General features: G+C 65.1%; 20 protein-coding genes and 1 pseudogene. 8 read left to right on the top strand and 13 right to left on the bottom strand.

Going from position 1 to position 20,950, the window contains the following annotated elements; all coding sequences use genetic code 11:
* Positions 1–51 precede the first annotated feature (51 nt).
* From HU770_RS23410 to HU770_RS23390, 5 genes are all read left to right on the top strand, one after another.
* A complete protein-coding gene (locus HU770_RS23410) occupies positions 52–1,743 on the top strand; it encodes a copper resistance system multicopper oxidase (RefSeq protein WP_186665755.1) in 1,692 nt (563 codons plus the stop codon).
* Positions 1,736–2,605, top strand: a complete 870-nt coding sequence (locus HU770_RS23405) for a copper resistance protein B (protein ID WP_156310689.1) — start codon at positions 1,736–1,738, stop codon at positions 2,603–2,605. Before HU770_RS23410 ends, HU770_RS23405 begins: the two co-directional genes overlap by 8 nt.
* A 14-nt stretch (positions 2,606–2,619) precedes the next feature.
* Positions 2,620–3,048 carry a DUF411 domain-containing protein gene (locus HU770_RS23400; protein ID WP_186661190.1) on the top strand — a complete coding sequence of 143 codons (429 nt, stop codon included), beginning with the start codon at positions 2,620–2,622 and terminating at the stop codon, positions 3,046–3,048.
* The gene (locus tag HU770_RS23395) at positions 3,048–3,485 is read left to right on the top strand and encodes a YqaA family protein (RefSeq protein WP_186661188.1); all 438 of its coding nucleotides are present in this window, start codon (positions 3,048–3,050) and stop codon (positions 3,483–3,485) included. The genes HU770_RS23400 and HU770_RS23395 overlap by 1 nt, the downstream gene beginning before the upstream one ends.
* A gap of 75 nt (positions 3,486–3,560) precedes the next feature.
* Positions 3,561–4,559, top strand: coding sequence for an alpha/beta hydrolase (locus HU770_RS23390; protein WP_186665746.1), 999 nt, complete (start codon positions 3,561–3,563; stop codon positions 4,557–4,559).
* Positions 4,560–4,561: 2 nt separating this feature from the next.
* Here HU770_RS23390 and zapE read toward each other — a convergent pair whose 3' ends face one another.
* The 7 genes and pseudogenes from zapE to HU770_RS23355 form a co-directional block, all read right to left on the bottom strand.
* Positions 4,562–5,671: a cell division protein ZapE gene (zapE, locus tag HU770_RS23385; RefSeq protein WP_186665744.1), complete on the bottom strand. Its 1,110-nt coding sequence runs from the start codon at positions 5,669–5,671 to the stop codon at positions 4,562–4,564.
* 48 nt (positions 5,672–5,719) lie between these two features.
* Positions 5,720–6,868: a PQQ-dependent sugar dehydrogenase gene (locus HU770_RS23380; protein ID WP_186665742.1), complete on the bottom strand. Its 1,149-nt coding sequence runs from the start codon at positions 6,866–6,868 to the stop codon at positions 5,720–5,722.
* A 22-nt stretch (positions 6,869–6,890) separates the two neighbouring features.
* A complete protein-coding gene (locus tag HU770_RS23375) occupies positions 6,891–7,208 on the bottom strand; it encodes a hypothetical protein (protein ID WP_186661182.1) in 318 nt (105 codons plus the stop codon).
* Between the two features lie 131 nt (positions 7,209–7,339).
* Positions 7,340–8,419: an extracellular solute-binding protein gene (locus HU770_RS23370; RefSeq protein WP_186665740.1), complete on the bottom strand. Its 1,080-nt coding sequence runs from the start codon at positions 8,417–8,419 to the stop codon at positions 7,340–7,342.
* Between the two features lie 64 nt (positions 8,420–8,483).
* Positions 8,484–10,919 carry a TonB-dependent receptor gene (locus HU770_RS23365; RefSeq protein ID WP_186665738.1) on the bottom strand — a complete coding sequence of 812 codons (2,436 nt, stop codon included), beginning with the start codon at positions 10,917–10,919 and terminating at the stop codon, positions 8,484–8,486.
* A 120-nt stretch (positions 10,920–11,039) separates the two neighbouring features.
* Positions 11,040–11,912 carry a FecR domain-containing protein gene (locus tag HU770_RS23360; RefSeq protein WP_238347544.1) on the bottom strand — a complete coding sequence of 291 codons (873 nt, stop codon included), beginning with the start codon at positions 11,910–11,912 and terminating at the stop codon, positions 11,040–11,042.
* A 7-nt stretch (positions 11,913–11,919) separates the two neighbouring features.
* Positions 11,920–12,423: pseudogene (locus tag HU770_RS23355) on the bottom strand (RNA polymerase sigma factor); the annotation flags it as partial.
* A gap of 136 nt (positions 12,424–12,559) precedes the next feature.
* Here HU770_RS23355 and HU770_RS23350 point away from each other — a divergent pair.
* On the top strand, positions 12,560–13,048 hold the full coding sequence (locus tag HU770_RS23350) for an LEA type 2 family protein (RefSeq protein WP_186661177.1): 489 nt from the start codon (positions 12,560–12,562) through the stop codon (positions 13,046–13,048).
* 6 nt (positions 13,049–13,054) lie between these two features.
* Here HU770_RS23350 and HU770_RS23345 read toward each other — a convergent pair whose 3' ends face one another.
* Positions 13,055–13,318 (bottom strand): hypothetical protein, encoded by a 264-nt coding sequence (locus tag HU770_RS23345; RefSeq protein WP_186661176.1) that lies wholly within the window; start codon positions 13,316–13,318, stop codon positions 13,055–13,057.
* Positions 13,319–13,444: 126 nt separating this feature from the next.
* On the opposite strand from HU770_RS23345, the gene HU770_RS23340 reads away from it, so the two are divergent.
* Positions 13,445–13,765, top strand: coding sequence for a DUF883 family protein (locus tag HU770_RS23340; RefSeq protein WP_033700349.1), 321 nt, complete (start codon positions 13,445–13,447; stop codon positions 13,763–13,765).
* Between the two features lie 35 nt (positions 13,766–13,800).
* Here HU770_RS23340 and miaE read toward each other — a convergent pair whose 3' ends face one another.
* Positions 13,801–14,418, bottom strand: coding sequence for a tRNA isopentenyl-2-thiomethyl-A-37 hydroxylase MiaE (miaE, locus tag HU770_RS23335; protein ID WP_047583899.1), 618 nt, complete (start codon positions 14,416–14,418; stop codon positions 13,801–13,803).
* A 154-nt stretch (positions 14,419–14,572) separates the two neighbouring features.
* Here miaE and HU770_RS23330 point away from each other — a divergent pair, with 154 nt between their 5' ends.
* Positions 14,573–15,436, top strand: a complete 864-nt coding sequence (locus tag HU770_RS23330) for a universal stress protein (protein WP_033700353.1) — start codon at positions 14,573–14,575, stop codon at positions 15,434–15,436.
* Between the two features lie 167 nt (positions 15,437–15,603).
* On the opposite strand, the gene HU770_RS23325 is transcribed toward HU770_RS23330, so the two are convergent.
* Genes HU770_RS23325 through HU770_RS23310 form a run of 4 tightly spaced genes read right to left on the bottom strand, consistent with a single transcriptional unit; the run spans position 15,604 to position 20,715 of the window.
* Positions 15,604–15,807, bottom strand: coding sequence for a formate dehydrogenase subunit delta (locus tag HU770_RS23325; protein WP_033700355.1), 204 nt, complete (start codon positions 15,805–15,807; stop codon positions 15,604–15,606).
* Positions 15,804–18,683 carry a formate dehydrogenase subunit alpha gene (gene fdhF, locus HU770_RS23320; RefSeq protein ID WP_033700357.1) on the bottom strand — a complete coding sequence of 960 codons (2,880 nt, stop codon included), beginning with the start codon at positions 18,681–18,683 and terminating at the stop codon, positions 15,804–15,806. The genes HU770_RS23325 and fdhF overlap by 4 nt, the downstream gene beginning before the upstream one ends.
* Positions 18,680–20,239, bottom strand: a complete 1,560-nt coding sequence (locus HU770_RS23315; RefSeq protein ID WP_033700359.1) for a formate dehydrogenase beta subunit — start codon at positions 20,237–20,239, stop codon at positions 18,680–18,682. Before HU770_RS23315 ends, fdhF begins: the two co-directional genes overlap by 4 nt.
* Positions 20,233–20,715: a formate dehydrogenase subunit gamma gene (locus HU770_RS23310; protein WP_033700360.1), complete on the bottom strand. Its 483-nt coding sequence runs from the start codon at positions 20,713–20,715 to the stop codon at positions 20,233–20,235. Before HU770_RS23310 ends, HU770_RS23315 begins: the two co-directional genes overlap by 7 nt.
* Positions 20,716–20,950: the final 235 nt, after the last annotated feature.

Raw genomic sequence — 20,950 nt, 5'->3', positions numbered from 1 at the left:
CTGACAGCCGGCACAGGCGAACATCGGGGCTCTCTCGCATGAGGCCTCGCCATGTTGCGCACCCCCTCCCGTCGTACCTTCGTCAAAGGCCTGGGCGCCGCCACCACACTGGCGGGCCTGGGCCTGTGGCGGCCGTTGGCCCAGGCAGCCGATGGCCGCGACCTGGCCGGGCAGCACTTCGAGCTGTCGGTCGGCCAGAGCGCCGTCAATATCACCGGCCGCCCGCGCACAGCCCTAACCGTCAATAACAGCCTGCCCGGCCCGGTGCTGCGCTGGCGCGAAGGTGATACGGTCAGCCTGCGCGTGCGCAACCACCTCGATCAGGCCACCTCGATCCACTGGCATGGCATCCTTCTGCCGGCCAACATGGACGGCGTCCCTGGCCTGAGCTTTGCCGGTATCGAGCCTGGGGGCAGCTACCTCTACCAGTTCACCCTGCGCCAAAGCGGCACCTACTGGTACCACAGCCATTCCGGGCTGCAGGAGCAGGCGGGGGTGTATGGGGCGATCGTCATCGAACCCCGCGAAGCCGAGGCGCACCGCTACCAGCGTGACCATGTGCTGCTGTTCAGCGACTGGTCGGACCAACCTCCCGAGCAGCTGCTGGCGACCCTGAAGAAGCAGTCCGACGCCTTCAACTACCACAAGCGCACGCTCGGTGACTTCATCGATGACGTGGCTGACAATGGCTGGGGCGCTACGGTCGCCGAACGCATGGGCTGGGCAAGCATGCGCATGAGCCCCACCGACCTTGCCGATATCAGCGCAGCCACCTACACCTACCTGCTCAATGGCCAGCCGCCGGACGGCAACTTCACCTGCCTGTTCCAACCGGGTGAAACCGTGCGCCTGCGGCTGATCAATGCCTCGGCCATGACCTATTTCGACTTTCGCATCCCCGGCCTGAAGCTGACGGTGATCGCCGCCGACGGCCTGCCGGTGACGCCGGTCAGCGTGGACGAACTGCGCATCGCCGTGGCCGAAACCTACGACGTGCTGGTAACCGTCGGCAACCTGCCCGCCTACACCCTGTACGCCCAGAGCATGGACCGCAGCGGCTACGCCCGCGGCACCCTGGCCCGTGCCAGCGGCTTGCAGGCACCGGTGCCGCAGCCCGACCCTCGGCCAGTGCTGAGAATGGCCGACATGGGCCACGGCGCCATGGCCGGCATGGACCACAGCAATATGGCCGGCATGGACCATTCGGCCATGCCCGCCATGCAGCAGCACCCGGCCAGCGAAACCGACAACCCACTGGTGGACATGCAAACCATGGCCCCACAGCCCAACCTTGCCGACCCAGGCATCGGCCTGCGCGGCAATGGCAGGCGGGTGCTGACGTATGCCGACCTGCGCAGCCCCTACCCCGACCCCGACGGCCGCGAACCGTCACGCGACATCGAGCTGCACCTGACCGGCCACATGGAGCGCTTCGCCTGGTCGTTCGACGGGGTCAAGTTCAGCGATGCCGCACCGTTGCGCCTGACCTACGGCGAGCGCGTGCGCATCACCCTGGTCAACGACACCATGATGACCCACCCCATCCACCTGCACGGCATGTGGAGCGACCTGGAGGACGAGCACGGGCGCTTTCAGGTGCGCAAGCATACCGTCGACATCCCGCCCGGCAGCCGCCGCTCGTACCGCGTCACTGCCGACGCCCTGGGCCGCTGGGCCTACCACTGCCACCTGCTCTACCACATGGAGACCGGCATGTTCCGCGAGGTACGGGTCGATGAATGAGCCCAACAACCGCCGCATCATCACCGGCGTAGCCCTGCTGGCATTGCTCGCCAGTGAGCGCGTCCTGGCCGCCGGCATGCAGCACATGGACCACGGCGCCATGCCCATGGACCACCGCCAGATGAACCATGCAACGCCGCCTGCGCAGCAACCGCGCACGCCATTGCCGATGCTCAGCGACGCCGACCGCCACGCCGCCTTCGCGCCGCTGCCAGGGCACCAGGTGCATGACCGCGCGCTCAACTGGGCAGTGATCGTCGACCAGCTCGAATACCAGCATGTGGACAACGGCAGTGCCTTGAACTGGAACGCCAGCGCCTGGGTCGGCGGCGATATCGACCGGCTGTGGCTGCGCAGCGAAGGCGAGCGCGAGCAAGGCCAGACCCACAAGGCCGAACTGCAGGCGCTGTGGGGCCACGCCATCAGCCCCTGGTGGGAACTGGTCGGCGGCCTGCGCCAAGACTTCAAGCCCGCCAGCGGCCAGGCCTGGGCAGCCTTCGGCATCCAGGGCACACCGCTGTATGGCGTAGAGCTGGAGGCCACCGCCTATGCCGGCGAGCGGCAACAGACCGCGCTGCGCCTGGAAGCCGCTTACGCTATGCTGCTGACCAACCGCTGGATACTCGAACCCACCCTGGAAGCCAACTTCTTCGGCCGCAACGATGGCGGCCGTGAGCAAGGCACAGGGCTGGCTGACAGCGAGGTCGGCCTGCGCCTGCGCTACGAGATCAGCCGTGGCTTTGCGCCCTACCTCGGGGTCAGTTTCAATCGCCTGCACGGCAACCGCGCCGATCAGGCCCGCGAAGACGGCGAAGACACAGGCCAGACCCGCCTGGTGGCCGGTATCCGCCTGCGTTTCTAAAGGAGTGCTTCACCATGCTGCGCAAACACCTGCTCACCGTCGGCCTGCTGGCCATCACCGGCCTGGCCCAGGCCGCCGAAACCATCGATGTGTACCGCGACCCCAACTGCGGCTGCTGCAAGGCCTGGATCAGCCACCTGCGCGACAACGGCTTCACCGTCAATGACCACGTCGAACCCAATATGAGCGCGGTCAAGCAACGCCTGGGCGTGGCGCCGCGCCTGGCCTCGTGCCATACCGGGGTGATCGACGGCAAGTTCGTCGAAGGCCATGTACCGGCCGAACAGGTTCGCCTGCTGGCCAAGCGAAACGACCTCAAGGGCCTGGCCGTGCCGGGCATGCCCATGGGCTCGCCGGGCATGGAAATGGGTGACCACAAAGACGCCTACCAGGTCATCGGCGTGACCCAGGATGGCAAGGACACCGTGGTCGCCAACTACTGATGCTCAGCCTATGGGCGCTGTTTTTCAGCGCCTTCGGCGCCGCCACCCTGCTGCCGCTGCAATCGGAGGCGGTGCTGGTGGGCTTGCTGCTGCGCCAGCCCGATGCCTGGGTAACCTTGCTGCTGGTGGCTACCCTGGGCAATGTGCTCGGCTCGGTGGTCAACTGGCTACTGGGGCGGGCCATCGAACACTGGCGTGACAAGCGTTGGTTCCCGTTCAGCGCCGTCCAGCTGGAGCGTGCCCAGCAGCGCTACCAGCGGTGGGGGCAGTGGTCGCTGCTGCTGAGCTGGATGCCAGTGATCGGCGACCCGCTCACCCTGATCGCCGGGATCATGCGCGAGCCGTTCTGGCGCTTCATGCTGCTGGTAACCCTGGCCAAGGCCGGCCGTTACGCGGTGGTGGCCATGCTCACCCTGGGCTGGTTTCACGCCTGGTAACACCTTTGCCGCTTGCGGGGGTCAACTCACTGTTACAGTCGCCAATTCCTACATGGCCCTACACGGAGTGCCCCCATGCTGCGCGCAACCGCCCTGGCTCTGGCCTGCCTTGTCGGCGGCCCGGCCATCGCCGCCGAGTCGCCCACCTACGGTAAACAGCTCGAAGGGTTCAGCTACCCTCACCCGCTCAAGCATTTCGATTTCAAATCCCAGGGCCAACCCCTGCAGATGGGCTACATGGACGTGCCTGCCCAAGGTCAGGCCAACGGCCGCAGCGTGCTGCTGATGCATGGCAAGAACTTCTGCGCCGCCACCTGGGAAACCACCATCAATGCCCTGAGCAAGGCCGGCTACCGGGTCATCGCCCCGGACCAGGTCGGCTTCTGCACCTCCAGCAAACCCGCGTATTACCAATACAGCTTCCAGCAACTGGCAGACAACACCCATGCCCTGCTCGACCAGTTGGGTGTGAAGCAGGCCATTGTGCTGGGCCACTCCACAGGCGGCATGCTCGCCACCCGCTATGCACTGATGTACCCGCAGCAGGTCGAGCGCCTGGCGATGGTCAACCCGATCGGCCTTGAGGACTGGAAAGCCCTGGGCGTGCCGTATCGTACGGTGGACCAGTGGTATGCACGGGAGCTCAAGCTCGATGCCGCAGGGGTACGTGAGTATGAGCGCAAGACGTACTACGCCGGGCGCTGGAAGCCAGAGTACGAGCGCTGGGTGCAGATGCTGGTAGGCCTGAACCAAGGCCCGGGCCACGAAGCAGTGGCGTGGAACTCGGCGCTGATCTACGACATGATCTTCACCCAGCCGGTGTACCACGAGTTCAAGGACCTGAAGATGCCGACCCTGCTGCTGATCGGCGATCAGGACACCACGGCCATTGGCAGCGATATCGCACCGCCAGAAGTCAAGGCACAGCTGGGCAAGTACCAGGTGCTGGGGCCGCAGGTGGCCAAGCAGATCCCCCAGGGTGAACTGGTGACATTCGAAGGCATGGGCCACGCGCCGCAGATCGAAGAGCCGGTGCGGTTCAACCGGACCCTGATCGAGTGGCTGGAGCGCTAAGCCTACGAGCCGAAGCGCTGCAGTTGCATCTCGCGCAAGCGGCTCAGGGTGCGTTGGTACGGGAACGCCAGGTACCCTTGCGTGTACAGCGCATCGAGCGGTACCTGCGCCTCTACATACAACGCCACACGGCGGTCGTAGCATTCGTCGACCAGCGCAATGAACCGGCGCACCGCATCGTCCTTGGGCGACAGCGCCGGCAGCTCACGGTCCCCTGCCGCGACCCGCGCCGCGCCATCTTCTGTACCCCGGGCGATGCGGCCGGCCCGTTGTTCGCCGCCCAACGGCGGTACCCCTTCCAGCAGAATCGAGGGGAAGCGGTCACACAACGCCATGAACTCGGTAGCCGCCAAGGGTTGCTCGCAGAGGTCGCTAAAGCGGCACCAGATGGCCTGCTCGCTGCGCCGGATGACCGTGATCTGCCTGGAGCCTATGGCCAACGGCTGGTCGCTCCCCGGGTCTGCCGGGCTGAGCTGGCGAAACACCTCGGCGAGCACCCCACGCGCGCCGGGTTCAACCACCCAGTAACGCTGGTGCTGCGCGCCGGGGTGCAGGCGATGGTCCTGATCACCGGCCACCGACAGCACCCGCATGTGCCGCTCGATGGCCGCAATTGCCGGCACGAAACGCTCACGGTTGAAGCCGTCGCGGTAGAGCTGGTCTGGTGGCTGGTTGGAGGTGGCGACGATCACCACGCCCTGATCGAACAGTACCTGGAACAGCCGCCCGAGGATGATCGCGTCGCCGATGTCGTTGACGAACAACTCGTCGAAACACAGCACACGAATCTGCCTGGCCAATTCACGGGCCAGGGCCAGCAGCGGGTCAGCGGTGCCGTTGAGCTGGAACAGGCGCTGGTGCACCCAGGCCATGAAATGGTGAAAGTGCTGGCGTCGGCTGGGCAGCTGCAGGCAGCGGTGGAACTGGTCCATCAGCCAGGTCTTGCCACGGCCGACCGGGCCCCAGAGGTAGATGCCCTGGGTCGGGCGACCGTGTGCCACTGCCTCGAAACAGGCCTGCAGCGCGTTGACCGCATCGGCCTGTGCAGGGTCGTGGACATAGCCGTGGTCGGCCAGGGCTTGTTGGTAGAGGGTCTGCGGGTCTGAGGTCATGCGGCATTATCAGTACCGCCCCCCTCGCCGGCAAGCCGGCCCTGCCCCTCAGCCTTCGTGGAGGCCCACTTTCAACAATTGGCCGTCCTTGTCGTCGGTCAGTACATACAAGTAGCCATCCGGCCCTACCCGCACATCACGGATACGTGCCTTGAGGTCCCCCAGCAAGCGCTCCTCGTGCACGACCTTGTCGCCCTTGAGCTGCAGACGAATCAGCTCCTGGCTGGCCAGGGCGCCAATGAACAGATTATGGTCCCAGCCCTTGAATGTCGGGCTGTCGTAGAACGCCATGCCGCTGATGCCCGGGGACTTCTCCCAGACATGGTGCGGGTCGACCATGCCCTGTACATGCTTGCCCTTGGCCTCCGGGATCGGCAGCAGCGAGTAGTTGATGCCGTGGGTAGCAATCGGCCAACCGTAGTTTTTGCCGGGCTGCGGAATATTGATTTCGTCACCGCCACGCGGGCCGTGCTCGTGGGTCCAGAGCGTGTCTGTCCAAGGGTTGAGCGCCGCCCCCTGCTGGTTACGGTGGCCGAACGACCAGATCTCGGGCCGCACGTTGTCCTGGCCGACGAAGGGGTTGTCCTTGGGCACTTCGCCGTCGGGCAGAATGCGCACGATCTTGCCTTGCAGCTTGTCAAGGTCCTGGGCGGTCGGCCGTTGGTTGTTCTCGCCCAAGGCGATGAACAGATAACCCTCACGGTCGAACACCAGCCGCGAGCCGAAGTGGTTGCCCACCGACAGTTTGGGCTGCTGGCGGAAGATCACGGTGAAGTTCTCCAACCGCGCGCGGTCTTCAGACAACTGGCCCCGGCCAACCGCCGTACCAGCCTTGCCGTCATCGCCCGCTTCGGCATAGGACAGGTAAACGGTACGGTCCTTGCCGAATGCCGGCGACAACACCACATCCAGCAAGCCGCCCTGGCCCTCGGCCCAGACCTTGGGCACACCGCTGATGGGCGGGCCGACCTTGCCTTCGGCGTTCACCAGCCGCAAGTTGCCGGGGCGTTCGGTGACCAGCATGTCTTTGCCACCGGGCAGGAAGGCCAGTGCCCAAGGGTTGCGCAGGCCGTCGGCCACAGTATTGACGGTCAACTGCCCTTGCTCGCTGGGGAACTGCTGTTCGGAGGCCGCTTGCGCCAGCAAAGGCAGCAGCGCGGCAGCGGTCACGGTGGTCAGCCAGGTAGCTCTGGTCATGCAGGGTTCCTTGCAACGGGGCTCACGGCGCGCGTGGGTTATCGCGCGGTGGCCGGGTGGGTTCCAGACTGGGGGTCTGCTGTTGACGACGCAGGTTGTCGCCGTTGCCAATGCCGCGGTTGTCCAGTGACGGCGTGCGCTGATAGGGGTCGGTCGAAGGGCCGCGCACCGGCGGTGTGGCAGGCATGCTGCCTTGCCGACTGTTAGGGTTGGCACGCTGGATCGGGCTGTTGTACGGGTTGTTGTTGCTGGCAGCGAGCTGCAAGGGCGCAACCGGCGCGGCGCGCGCGGGCATACACAACGCCAGGCCGATGGCCAGGATTGGCAGGGTCAGGTTCATGCTTCACCTCCTGTACGAAAATGCCGCGCCTTGTGCGTTTGATAGCCTAAGGCGCGAGGGGTTCGCGGCAAAAGTGTGAATGCAGCTGGAGATAATTCCTGATGTTTCAGTATGGACCCGCACGGGCGGGTTTACTGGCCGCTGCGAAAGGCCATCCACAGGCGGTTGCGTTGGCGCAGGTCGGAAAGCGCCATGCTGCGGTCGGCATACAGCCGCTTACGTACCTGGGTAGGCGGGTAGATGTCCGGGTCGTTGCGCACGGCTTCGTCCACCAAGGGCGTGGCTGCGCGATTGGCATTGGCGAAGAACAGCGTGTTGGTCAGTGCCGCAACCGACTCCGGCTTGAGCATGAAGGCGATGAACGCCCGGGCCGCTTCAGGGTGCGGCGCATCCTTGGGGATGACCAGGTTGTCTTGCCAGACCACGGTGCCTTCCTGGGGGATGCGGTAGATCAGCTCGAACGGCTTGCCCGCACGGCGGGCCTGGTCGGCGGCCATCGCCGCATCGCCGTTGTAGGTCAGTGCCAGGCACACACTGCCGTTGGCCAGGTCGCTGATCTGCCGGCCGTTGGCGACATAGCGGATCGAAGGCTGCAGCTGGTTCAGCAGTTTCTGCGCCGCTGCAAGGTCGGTTTTGTCCTGGCTGTAGGGGTCCTTGCCCAGGTAGTTCAAGGTCAGGCCGATCACTTCCTGCGGCGAGTCGGGCATGGCGATACCGCAGTCCTTCAGGCGGCTGGCGTACTCGGGCTTGAACAACAGGTCGAGGCTGTCCAGCGGCACATCGCCCAGGCGCTGGCGTACGGCCTCGACGTTCACCCCCAGGCCCAAAGTGCCCCAGGTGTAGGGCACCGCATAGCGGTTGCCGGGGTCGGCCTCGGCCAGCTTGGCCAGCAGGTCCTGGTCGAGGTTGGCATAACCCGGCATGGCCTGGGCTTCGAGCGGCTGCAGGGCATTGGCCTTGAGGGCACGGGCCAGCACGGTGGATGACGGCACCACCACATCGTAGCCGCTGCCCCCGGTCAGCAGCTTGGTCTCCAGCACCTCGGTGGTGTCGAAGGTGTCGTAGCGCACCTTGTAGCCGGTTTCGCGCTCGAAGCGCTGAAGGGTTTGCGGGGCGACATAGTCGGCCCAGCTGTAGAGGTTGACGACCTTTTCCTGGGCCTGCAGCGGCAGGGCCAGGCACACGGACAACAGGCACAGCGATCGACGCATGACGGACACCTCGGCAAAGGGGGCTGCCCGTCACTGTAGCCCAAGGGTTTTCAGGCTGCGCCAATCAGTAGGCCATGCTCCAGGTCAGGGTGTAGGTGCGCCCACGCCCTTGGTAGTCATACAGGTACGCTGGCCCATAGGTCGGTGCATAGAACAACGTCGCACGCTGCCCCCAGACCGTGCTGTACTGTTTGTCCAGCAAGTTCTGGATGCCTGCACTGAAGGTGCCGAAGCCAGTGTCCTGGCTGCCCAGCAGGTCGAAAGTGGTGTAGCCGTCGATTTCGTGATCGGCATCGTCCTTGAGGCTGAATGCGTGGTTGGCCTGCAGCCGCGCACTGCGGCCATCGCCCTTCCAGCCGACGAACGCGGTGGACTTGGACAGCGACGCATAGCGGGCATCGCGCTTGTTCCAGCCACCGTTGGCGGCCTCTTCTTCGGAACGGGTCAGGTGCAAGGTACCACCGGCCTCCCAACCGCTCTGGAAGTGACGGGTCAACGCACCTTCGAAACCAAAGTCGCGGCTTTTCTGCTCTTCGACGTTGATGGTCAGCGTTTGCGAGTCGACGTTGATGATCTTGTCCGACCAGATGTAGTACAGCGCCGCCTGGGCGTCCCAGTCCAGGTCGGCAAAGCGCCAGCCGAGTTCGACCTGGCGGCTCTTGATACCGGCCAGCGGGTTGTCGGCGACGCTCAGGCCTGGCTTGCCGTAGTACTTGGCCGGGTCTGGCAGGTCGAAACCTTCACCGTAGTTGGTCCACAGCTGATGGCCATTCTTGAAATCGTAAATGGCGCCGACGTTGTACAGGCTGACCTGATAATCGTTGCTGCCGCCGGGTACGCCTTTGAAATCGCTGACATCCACGTCCATCTGCTGGCGCCGCGCGCCACCGGACAAGGTCAGGTTGTCGGTGGCATGCCAGTCGAGCTGGGCGTACACCGACACACCGTCAACCCGGTAACTGGGGTAGCGCGCGGCCTTGCTGGCCTTGTCCATTTCCAGGCCACCGCTTTCGGATGACGTCAGGGCATCGAAGGTGGTCTGTTCGGCGTTGAAGCGCTCGCGGTCCAGGTCGACGCCGTAGGTCAGCTTGAGCGCATCCCATTGTTTGGCGAACAGGCCTTTGAGGCTGGTGACTTCGAAGTTCTGTTGTGATGCGGCGAAGTACACCCCGCGCGCCCCGGTGGGGGTGGCGCGGTTGTAGTACGGAAACGGGTAGAAGTTGTCGTCTTCCTTGCGGTACGAGGCCTGCAGGTAGAAGTCCTGGCCCAGCACATCGGTGTGATGGTAGTTGGCGTTGAGCAACAGGCGCCGGGTGCGTGGCTCTAGGTCGGAGGAATAGCCGCTGCGCAGTTCGGCGTCTTCCAGGTCCGAGGGGGCGTTGTGGTTGAGGTTGGGGAAGTAGATACCCGTGCTGCCGTGGTTGCCCGAGTCGTAGTACTGGGCCAGCAGGTCCAGGCTCTGCTCGTCGGTCAGGGTCAGGCCCAAGGTGCCGAGCACGTCGATTGTGCGGTTGTACTGCAGGTCGGTCTGGGTATTGTCGATGAATATCTGGTCGCCAGCGCCGTCGTAAAAGGCTTCATTCTGCTCGCCGGAGATGCCCAGGCGGGCGCTGACCCGCTCGTTGCCGCCGCTGATCGACTGGGCGATGCGGGTGGCCAGGTCGTCACTGTTGTTGAAACCGCTGCTGGCACCTAATTGGGTCTCGAAGCGTGCCGGGCCGGGCTCGCCCTTCTTGGTCACGATGTTGATGATGCCGCCGGTGGCGCCACCCCCGTAGAGGGCACTGGCACCCGACAGCACTTCGACACGCTCGACGTTGAACGGCGAAATACTGTCGAACTGGCGCGACAGGCCGCGCGAGCTGTTCTGGCTGACCCCGTCGATCATCACCAGCACATTGCGCCCACGCATGTTCTGGCCGTAGTTGGTGCGCCCCTCTGGGGCCAGGTCCAGGCCCGGCACCAGCTTGCCGATGGCTTCCTTCAGGCTCACACCGCTGTCGATCTGCTCGCGCAGTTGCTGCTGATCGACCACCCAGACGGTGCCGGGGATTTCACTGATGGCGGTGCTCGTGCGCGAGGCGACGCTGACTTCGATGGGCTTCAAGTTGACAGCCTGCGGCGCAGTGTCCGCCTTGCGCAGCGTGACGGTGCGGGCATCGCTGAACTGCCAGCCCATGCCGCTGCCGGCCAGCAACTGCTGCAACGCCTGCTCGATGCTGTAGCTGCCCTGCAAAGCCTGGCTATTCAGGCCCGACACATCACCGGTGGTGTACAGCAAGTGCAAACCGGCCTGGTCGGCGAACGCCGTCAGGGCCTGGTCCAGTGGCTGGGCCGGCACGTCCAACTGCACCTGGCGGGCTTCGACCTGGGCCGCTTGCGCAGCGGTCGAGGCCAACGCCTGCAGCGGGCCAGCCAGCATGGCCAGGGCACTGCAAGACAGCAAGGCGTGATGGAGAGAACCGCTGCGGCGGTGCAAGGGCTTGAGCGTAAGGGCCACGAATGAGCTTCCAGACAAGTCGTAAATGAGAATGGGTTGCTGATCAGTCCCACTACGACGATCTGGCCTGCATGAACTTGCAGCGGCAGATGAAAAATATTTCGATTATTTTTTGCAGGCTCAGTGCACCACGGCCAACCAGGGCAGGTAGGTGACCTTCAGGCCATAACGCTGCTCCAAGGTACGCAGCAGTGCCTGGGGCTCATCGAGGTCGAACACCCCGCTCACTTCCAGGGCGGCCAGCGTGGTATCGGACAGCAAAATGCGCCCCTGCTGGTAACGCTCAAGCTCTGCCAGCACCTGCCCCAGCGGCTTGCCGTTGAAGATCAGCTTGCCGCGCTGCCAGGCGGTCTGTGCGCTGGCATCGGGCGACACCGGCACCCTGCGCTCACCCACCGTGGCCTCGCCCTGGGCCAGCACCACGCGGCCATCGCGGCGCACGCTGAACGTCGCCGCCGTGCCCCGCACCGCCTCGCCTGCGGTATCGACCACAAAGGGCCGTGCGTCGTTGGCCGTTTCGAACAAGGCCTCGCCAGCATTGAGTACCACTCGGCGCTCACGCTCGGTAAATGCCACCGTCAAGGCACTGCCGCTGTTCAGCAGTACCCGCGAGCCATCGGCCAGGGTAATAGCCTGCCGCTGCCCCAGCCCGGTGTGGTAGTCCGCCAGCCAGATTGGGGCCTGCTGCCAGCCGGTAAAGCCTGCGGCCAACACCACCACCGAGGCCGCCAAGCCGGCCGCCCAGTGCCGTCGGCGCCGAACGGGTGGTGGCGCGACAACCTGGGCGGTCGGGGTGTGGCCAATGTCTTGCCACAGCGCTTGCGCCTCGCGCGCCGCCTCGGCATGCGCCGGGCTCAATGCGCACCACCGCTGATAGCGGGCGTCGTCCGCCGCCGTGGCATTGCCCGCGTGCAACAGCACCTGCCAATCGATAGCATCGTCGCTGAGGTCGCTGAGCGGTTGGGCTGCAGGCATGGCGTAAGGCTCAGTCATGGTTGTGTTTGAGCCAGTCACGGCAATGGCGCAGTGCCTGGCCGATGTATTTTGCCACCATGCTTTCGGAAACGCCCAGCCGTTGTGCAATCTGTGCCTGGGTCAGGCCTTCGATGCGGTTGAGCAACAGCGCCTGGCGGGCGTTGCTGGGCAGCTGCAACAGCGCCTCGTCGAGTATCTGCAGGCGCTCGCGGGCAAGCAACGCCGCCTCGGGCGCCGGCGCCGGGCAGGCCACCTCCCCTGTGCCATCGCTGTCATCGTGACGGGCAGCGTTGCGTTGCTCACGGCGCAAGGCATCGATCGCCAGGTTGCCCGCGACCCGAAAGATGAAACTGCGCGCATGCAGCACCGGGACCGCTTGCTGGTCGATCTTCACCAGCTTCAGGTACGTCTCCTGCGCGACGTCGGCGGCGCGCTGGCGATCGCTCATGCGCCGGGTCAGGAACTGCAGGAGGTCGTCGTAGTGCTCCTGGAAACTCGCCAGCAGACCAGACACGGGAGACGTCAGCATGAGGTAGGAGAAAGGCCAGTAAGAGGAATTGTCGGGCGTTAATGAGAAACAGTATCTTTCATTGTGCACGCCACTTTCAACGTCAGAGAGCATTTGCCACACTGACGCTTGAATTCTTCTGGCAAGGTTGCAACCCATGACTGCCCATTTGCACCGCTGTGCCCGCGGCTGCCTGGTACTGCTGTTGGCGTTCGGCCTCAGCGCCTGTGCGTTGTTCCAGGCGCGCGACCCGCTCAACATCAGCGTGATTGGCATCGAGCCGCTGCCCGGCCAGGAGCTGGAACTGCGCATGGCGGTGAAAATACGCGTACAGAACCCTAACGAAACCCCGATCGACTACAACGGCATCGCGCTCGACCTGCAGGTCAACGGCCAGCCGCTGGCCGCCGGTGTGAGTGACCAGCAGGGGCATATAGGCCGTTTCGACGAGGCAGTGATCGTAGTGCCGGTCAGCGTCACCGCGTTTTCCTTCCTGCGCCAGGCCTATGGCCTGGGCCAGCGCAATTCGCTGCAAGGGCTACCCTATGTACTGCGCGGCAAACTGGCAGGCGGGTGGCTGGGCACCGTCCGCTTCACCGACGAAGGCACGCTGGATTTGCCGACGGCTGCGGGCGCTGGCAGGTAGACAGCCTCAGCGGCTGTTGTTGGCGGCGGCCATCATCTTGTTGACCTCACTGCGCACCATGCTGGCGTATTCGGGCGGCGACATGCCTTCAAGCTCGGCACGCACCCACTCGGCCCATTTACCCTTGCGCCGTGGCTTTTCGGAAATCAGCCGGGCCGCTTCGCCCTTGGCCTTGCCCAGGTTGCTCTGCCACATTTCGAACAACCGCGCCTTCTCTGCCTCGATCTGCGCCCGTTCCTCGAAGCTCTTGTTGGCCAGATTGAAACTCATGAAGGTACCTGCCTGTTGAAAATGGCCGCTATCTTACACCGTAGCGATGCGTCACCGGAAAGCCGGCGCAACTTTCCCGACGCGCCGGCATCCATTGTTCACCCCCCCATTGACGAGGATGAGTTCATGGCCCGAAAAAACGCCGCACAAGCCGCCAGCGATCAGATCAAGGATCAGGTCTTCAGCGAACTGCAGGCATTGATCGAAGAATCCGAAAAGCTGCTCAACGACAGCGCAGCCCTGGTTGGCGAGGAGGCAGAAACCCTGCGCGCCCAAGTCAGCCTGAAACTGCGCCAGGCCCGCCAGGCGGCGAGCAATGTGCGTGACAAGGCCCAGCCGGTGGTGGATGCCACCCAGGACTACATCGGCGGCCACCCCTGGCAGACCGTTGCCGTTTCCGCAGGCTTCGGCCTGGTGGTCGGCCTGTTGCTGGGCCGCCGTTACTAAGCAGCGCTAACGGCCGCAGCGCCGCCTGACCGGTTTCAGGCGGCCTGCGCCAGCGGGATACCGCTATGGAAGCGCAGCTCCTGGTCCGGTGACTGGATCAGTTCGGCCTCGGCCTCACGTACCAGCTCCACCCGGCGGGCGATGTCCGCTGCCTCACCATACTGATGGGCCAGCTTCAGGTAGCCCTGGTAATGGCGCGCTTCACTTTTCAGCAAGCCGTGGTAGAAGGTACCCAGCTCTTCATCCAGGTGCGGCACCAGTGCGGCAAAGCGCTCGCAGCTGCGTGCTTCGATGAAAGCCCCCACCACCAGGGTATCCACCAGTTTGACCGGTTCATGGGCACGCACCAGGCGGCGCAGGCCCGAGGCATAACGCCCGGCCGACACCGGGCGCAAAGGCACACCCCGACGCTTCATCAGGCGCAACACCTGCTCATGGTGCACCAGCTCCTCGCGGGCCAGGCGCGACATCATGTTGATCAGGTCCAGGTGCGTGTTGTACTTGGCGATCAGGCTCAAGGCGGTGCTGGCGGCCTTGAACTCGCAGTTCTTGTGGTCGATCAGCAGGGTTTCCTGGTCGGCAAGCGCCGCTTCGATCCAGGCATCTGGGGTCGGGCAGCCAAGAAAGGCGTCGATTTCGGGGATCAAGGACATAAACGTGCAACCAGACAGAACAGGCAGGGCCGGCGATTATACCGGCGGCAAGCGGCAGCGCCAGTGACTATGCTTGATGTACATCAAGCGGCGGCGGGTGGGGCGCCGACTATAGTCAGGCATTGGCCGCCATCTTTGAACGGAGCTCAAGCCCATGCAAGCCGTCCGCAGCATCCTCGTCGTCCTCGACCCCGCGCATGCCCATAGCCGGGCCTTGACCCGCGCCAAGCTAATCGCAGGGGTGACCGGCGCGCGCCTGCACCTGTTGATGTGTGACAAGAAGCAGGACCACAGCGCACTGCTCAGCCTGCTGTGCAGCCAGTTGCACGATGACGGGTATGACAACGTGACCTTTGAGCAGGCCTGGCACGACACCCTTCACGAGTCGATCATCGCGGTGCAGCAAGCTGAAGGCTGCGAGTTGGTCATCAAGGAGCACCGGCCGGACAACCCCCTGAAAAAAGCACTGCTGACGCCCAGCGACTGGAAGCTGCTGCGCCTGTGCCCCAGCCCGGTGCTGATGGTGAAAACCGAGCGGCCATGGACGGGCGGGGTAATTCTGGCGGCCGTGGATGTCGGCAACCAGGATGAGGATCACCGCCGGTTGCACGCAAGCATCATCGACCATGGCTATGCCATTGCCGGCCTGGCTAAAGGGCAGTTGCACGTCATCAGTGCACACCCCTCCCCCATGCTGTCGGCTGCGGACCCGGTCTACCAGCTCAGCGAGACCATTGCAGAGCGCTACCGCGAAGCCTGCCGCGCGTTTCAGGCCGAGTTCGACATCAGCGATGAACGCCTGCATGTCGCCGAAGGCCCGGCCGATGTGCTGATACCCCATACCGAGAAGAGGTTCGGCGCCGTGGTCACGGTGATCGGCACGGTGGCCCGCACGGGGATTTCCGGTGCCTTGATCGGCAATACGTCGGAGGTGGTGCTCGACTCGCTCGAAGGGGATGTGCTGGTGCTCAAGAGCGAAGAAGCGATTGCCCACCTGACAGAACTGGCCCGCGAGTAGCCCAGCACAGCATCAACATGCTTTTGTAGGAGCGGCCTTGCGTCGCGAAAGGGCTGCGTAGCGGCCCCAGGTTCTGTGTCGCAGCAAAAATCGCCGGGGCCGCTATGCGGCCCTTTCGCGACGCAAGGCCGCTCCTACACAGGCAAGGCGTTGCCTCGCGCGAAGGGCTAGGTCAGCGCCTCACGCACTTTTGGGTCCAGGCCTTCCCCGCCATTGGCCTCGCTCCACGCCAGCAACTGCCGGCGCATCGCCGGCGTCCAGAAGCTCTGCAAGTGCTGCCTCACCCCCTGCACCGCCAGCACCCGGTTCGGTTCGCTGTCAAAATAATGGGCAATCTGGTTGGCCATCTTGACCAGGTTGTCGCTGCTCATCGGCGCACCTCGGCGTTCTCCGGTTGCTCGGCGGTGCGGCGCTCCTTGAGCAGGCGGCGCTGTTCGTCGCTGAAGTCCTGGTAGCGCTTCTGCCATTCAGACGGGTGGAACACCTTCACCACCTCCACCGCCGTCACCTTGTATTCAGGGCAGTTGGTGGCCCAGTCGGAGTTGTCGGTGGTGATCACGTTGGCGCCAGACTCAGGGAAGTGGAACGTGGTGTACACCACCCCCGGCGCCACCCGCGCACTGACCTTGGCGCGCAGCACCGTCTGCCCGGCACGGCTGCCGATACCCACCCAGTCACCGTCGCGAATGCCACGGCTCTCGGCATCGGTCGGGTGCAGCTCCAGGCGGTCGGCATCATGCCAGGCAACGTTGCCGGTGCGCCGGGTCTGGGCGCCAACGTTGTACTGGCTGAGGATACGCCCGGTGGTCAGCAACAGCGGGTAGCGGCTGTTGACCTTCTCGTCGGTGGGCACGTAACCCGTGAGCATGAAGCGCCCCTTGCCGCGCACGAACTGGTCGATGTGCATGGTCGGCGTGCCATCGGGCGCGGCATCGTTGCACGGCCACTGCAGGCTGCCATGGCGGTCGAGTTCGGCGTAGCTGACGCGGTGGAAGGTCGGCGTCAGGCGGGCGATCTCGTCCATGATCTGGGACGGGTGGCGGTACTGCATCGGGTAGCCCAAGGCGTTGGCCAAGGCCACCGTGGCCTCCCAGTCGGCCTTGCCGGCCAGCGGCTCCATGACCTTGCGCACCCGCGAGATACGCCGCTCGGCGTTGGTGAAGGTGCCGTCCTTTTCAAGGAACGAACTGCCCGGCAGGAACACGTGGGCGAACTTGGCCGTTTCGTTGAGGAAGATGTCCTGCACCACCACACACTCCATGGCATGCAGGGCCGCAGTGACGTGCTGGGTGTTGGGGTCGCTCTGGGCAATGTCCTCACCCTGGCAGTACAGCGCCTTGAAGCTGCCATCCAGGGCCGCTTCGAACATGTTGGGAATGCGCAGGCCCGGGTCGGGTTGCAAGGTCACGCCCCAGGCCCGCTCGAATTCGGCACGTACCCCTTCGTTGGAGATATGCCGGTAGCCGGGCAGTTCGTGCGGGAACGAGCCCATGTCGCACGAACCCTGCACGTTGTTCTGCCCACGCAGTGGGTTCACCCCTACCCCTTCGCGGCCAATGTTGCCGGTGGCCATGGCCAGGTTGGCGATGCCCATCACCGCAGTGCTGCCCTGGCTGTGCTCGGTGACACCCAGGCCGTAGTAGATGGCCGCATTGCCGCCGGTGGCGTACAGCCGGGCTGCGGCGCGGATCTGCTCGGCAGGCACGCCGCAGACCGGGCCGAGTACTTCCGGCGCGTTCTCTGGCAGGCTGACGAAGTCGCGCCAGCGGGCGAAGTCCTCGGTCTCGCAGCGCGCGTCGATAAAGCGCTGGGCCAGCAAGCCTTCACTGACGATCACATGGGCCAGGGCGTTGAGCATGGCCACGTTGGTGCCAGGGCGCAGTTGCAGGTGCAGCTCGGCGCGGGCGTGGGGCGAGTCGACCAGGTCGATGCGCCGTGGGTCGATGACGATCAGCCGCGCGCCCTGGCGCAGGCGGCGCTTGAGCTGCGAGCCGAACACCGGGTGGGCGTCGGTGGGGTTGGCGCCAATCACCAGCACCACGTCGGCCTGCATCACCGAATCGAAGCTCTGGGTACCGGCCGACTCACCGAGGGTCTGCTTGAGGCCGTAGCCGGTGGGCGAATGGCACACCCGGGCGCAGGTGTCGACGTTGTTGTTGCCAAACGCCACGCGCACCAGTTTCTGCACCAGGTAAGCCTCTTCGTTGGTGCAGCGGCTGGAGGTGATGCCGCCAATCGAATCACGCCCGTACTTGAGCTGAATGCGCCGGAACTCGCTGGCTGCGTAGTTTACCGCCTCTTCCCAGCTGACTTCCTGCCACGGGTCTTCGAGGCGCTTGCGGATCATCGGCTTGGTGATGCGGTCCGGGTGGGTGGCATAGCCCCAGGCGAAGCGGCCCTTGACGCAGGCGTGGCCATGGTTGGCGCCGCCGTTCTTGTCCGGGACCATGCGCACCAACTGGTCGCCCTTCATCTCGGCACGGAACGAGCAGCCGACACCGCAGTAGGCGCAGGTGGTGATCACCGCACGTTCGGGCTGGCCGAGCTGCACCAGGCTCTTTTCGGTCAAGGTGGCGGTCGGGCACGCCTGCACGCAAGCACCGCACGACACGCACTCGGAGGCCAGGAAGTTATCGCCCCCAGCCGCCGCCACCCGCGAGTCGAAACCACGCCCGGTGATGGTCAGGGCAAAGGTGCCCTGGATGTCTTCGCAGGCGCGCACGCAGCGGCTGCAGACGATGCATTTGCTGGGTTCGTAGTCGAAGTACGGGTTGGAGACGTCCTTCTTCTCAGCCAGGTGATTGGCGCCGTCGTAGCCGTAGCGGACCTCACGCAGCCCCACCTGGCCGGCGACGGTCTGCAGTTCGCAGTTACCGTTGGCCGAGCAGGTCAGGCAGTCCAGCGGGTGATCGGAGATGTACAGCTCCATCACATTGCGCCGTAGCCCGGCCAGGCGCGGGGTTTCGGTGCGCACCACCATGCCTTCGCTGACAGGGGTGGTACAGGAGGCGGGATACCCGCGCATGCCGTCGATTTCCACCATGCACATGCGGCACGAGCCGAACGCTTCAAGGCTGTCGGTGGCGCACAGTTTGGGAATGCTGGTGCCGAGCATGGCGGCGGCGCGCATCACCGAGGTACCGGCAGGCACGCTGATGGCGCGGCCGTCGATGTTCAGGCTGACCTGCACCTGGCTGTCGCGGGCCGGGGTGCCAAGATCGGTCTCGGGGTCGAAAAAATTGATCACTGTGCGGCCTCCGTCTGAGTCAGACCGAAATCGGCGGGGAAGTACTTGAGCGCGCTGGCCACGGGGTAGGCCGTCATCCCGCCCATGGCGCACAGCGAGCCGTACTGCATCGTGTCGCAGAGGTCGCGCAGCAGCAGGGCGTGGTCGTGGCGTTCGGTGAAATCGGTGCTGGCGATCAGCCGATCCACCACCTCCATGCCACGGGTCGAGCCGATGCGGCAGGGCGTGCACTTGCCGCAGGATTCCTCGGCGCAGAACTGCAGGGCGAAGCGCGCCATGCTGGCCATGTTGAGGGTGTCATCGGCCACCACCACACCGCCGTGGCCGAGCATCGCGCCCATGGCGGCGAAGGCTTCATAGTCCAGCGGCGTGTCGAAGTGGCTGGGCGGCACCCAGGCACCGAGCGGCCCACCGACCTGCGCGGCCTTCAGTGGCCGGCCGCTGGCGGTACCGCCGCCATAGCCTTCCACCAGCTCGCGCAGGGTCAGGCCGAACGCCCGCTCCACCAGGCCGCCGTGGCGGATATTGCCGGCCAGCTGAAACGGCATGGTGCCCAGCGAACGGCCCATGCCGAAGTCGCGGTAGAACGCCGCGCCCTTGGCCAGGATGATCGGCACCGAGGCCAGGGTAAGTACGTTGTGCACCAGGGTCGGCAAGCCGAACAGGCCCTGCAGGGCCGGCAAGGGCGGCTTGGCGCGGACGATGCCGCGCTTGCCTTCAAGGGACTCCAGCAGCGCGGTTTCTTCGCCGCAGATATAAGCGCCAGCGCCAACCCGGACTTCCAGGTCGAAGGCCTTGCCGCTGCCGGCCACGTTCACACCGAGGTAGCCGGCGTCACGGGCGATGGCAAAGGCCTGGTCGAGCACGCGAATGGCGTCGGGGTATTCCGAGCGCACGTAGATGTAGCCTTTGTCGGCCCCCACGGCCAGGCCGGCGATGATCATGCCTTCGATCAGCAGAAACGGGTCGCCTTCCATCAGCATACGGTCGGCGAAGGTACCGGAGTCGCCTTCGTCGGCGTTGCAGACCACGTACTTCTGCCCAGCCCCGGCATCGCGCACGGTGCGCCATTTGATGCCAGCCGGGAACGCCGCACCGCCACGGCCACGCAGGCCGGAATCAAGCACTGCGGCAACCACCTCGGCGCCGTCCAGCGCCACCGCGTGTTCCAGGCCGGCAAAGCCGCCGTGGGCACGGTAGTCGTCCAGCGACAGCGGCCGGGTTACCCCGGCCCGGGCGAACAGCAGGCGTTGCTGGCTTTTCAGATAAGGGATTTGCTCAACCGGCCCCAAGGCCAGGGCATGCTCGTGGGCCTCGCCTGCCAAGCCATCGAGTAGCGCCGGCACATCGTGCACCGTGACCGGGCCGAAACCCTGGCGCCCTTGTGCGGTTTCGCATTCAAGCAGCGGCTCCAGCCAGTACAGGCCACGCGAACTGGTGCGCTGGATATCGACCGCCAACTGCCGACGTTCGGCTTCGCGCTGCACGGCCTCGGCAACCTGGTCGGCACCCACGGCGCGGGCTACCGAATCACAGGGGATGAACACCTTCAACATGTTTCGCCCTCCAGGCAACCGTTTACCAGGGCACGCAGGCGCTCAGGCGTGAGGCGTGCGTGCAATTGGCCGTCCAGCTCCAGTGCTGGCGAGCAGGCGCAGGCGCCCAGGCAGTACACCGGGCGCAGGCTGATGGCGCCGTCGGCGCTGGTGCCATGGTCGTCCAGCGCCAATTGGTCGCGCAGTTGCGCGGCCAAGGCCTCGGCGCCACGGCTCTGGCATGACTCGGCCCGGCACAGGCGCAAGGTATGGCGTGCAGGCGGCGTGGTACGGAAGTCGTGGTAGAAGCTGATCACCCCACGCACCTCGGCCAGGCTAAGGTTCAGGGCATGGGCAATTTCGGCGACAGCGGCATCGGGGACGAAGCCGATGCCTTGCTGAATGGCGTGAAGGATCGGCAACAGGGCGCCGGGGGTCTCCTTTTCACGGGCCAGGATGCTGTGGATCAAAGGCAGGTGGAGCAGTTCATCAGGCATACAGCGGACCTCGGCATCACGGACCCTGCCTTGGCGTTGTAGAGGCAGGGGCCGGCGTGTTCTGCTGCGGCGTACCGGCCACGTCACGGTTGCGTGGTGTCGGCAGCCTCCTTGCCCATGGCCGTGCGTCTGCGCGCACTGGCCCGAGGGCATCCTGCAAGCATGGCACTTGTGGCGGCGCAGGGTTGCATGCGAACGACCAGGCGCATCCTGAAACCGACGTGAGGTTCAGGGG

This window comes from Pseudomonas sp. SWRI68 (genome assembly GCF_014269165.1).
GTDB lineage: Bacteria > Pseudomonadota > Gammaproteobacteria > Pseudomonadales > Pseudomonadaceae > Aquipseudomonas > Aquipseudomonas capeferrum.
This window is presented reverse-complemented; position numbering and strand designations above follow the sequence as displayed.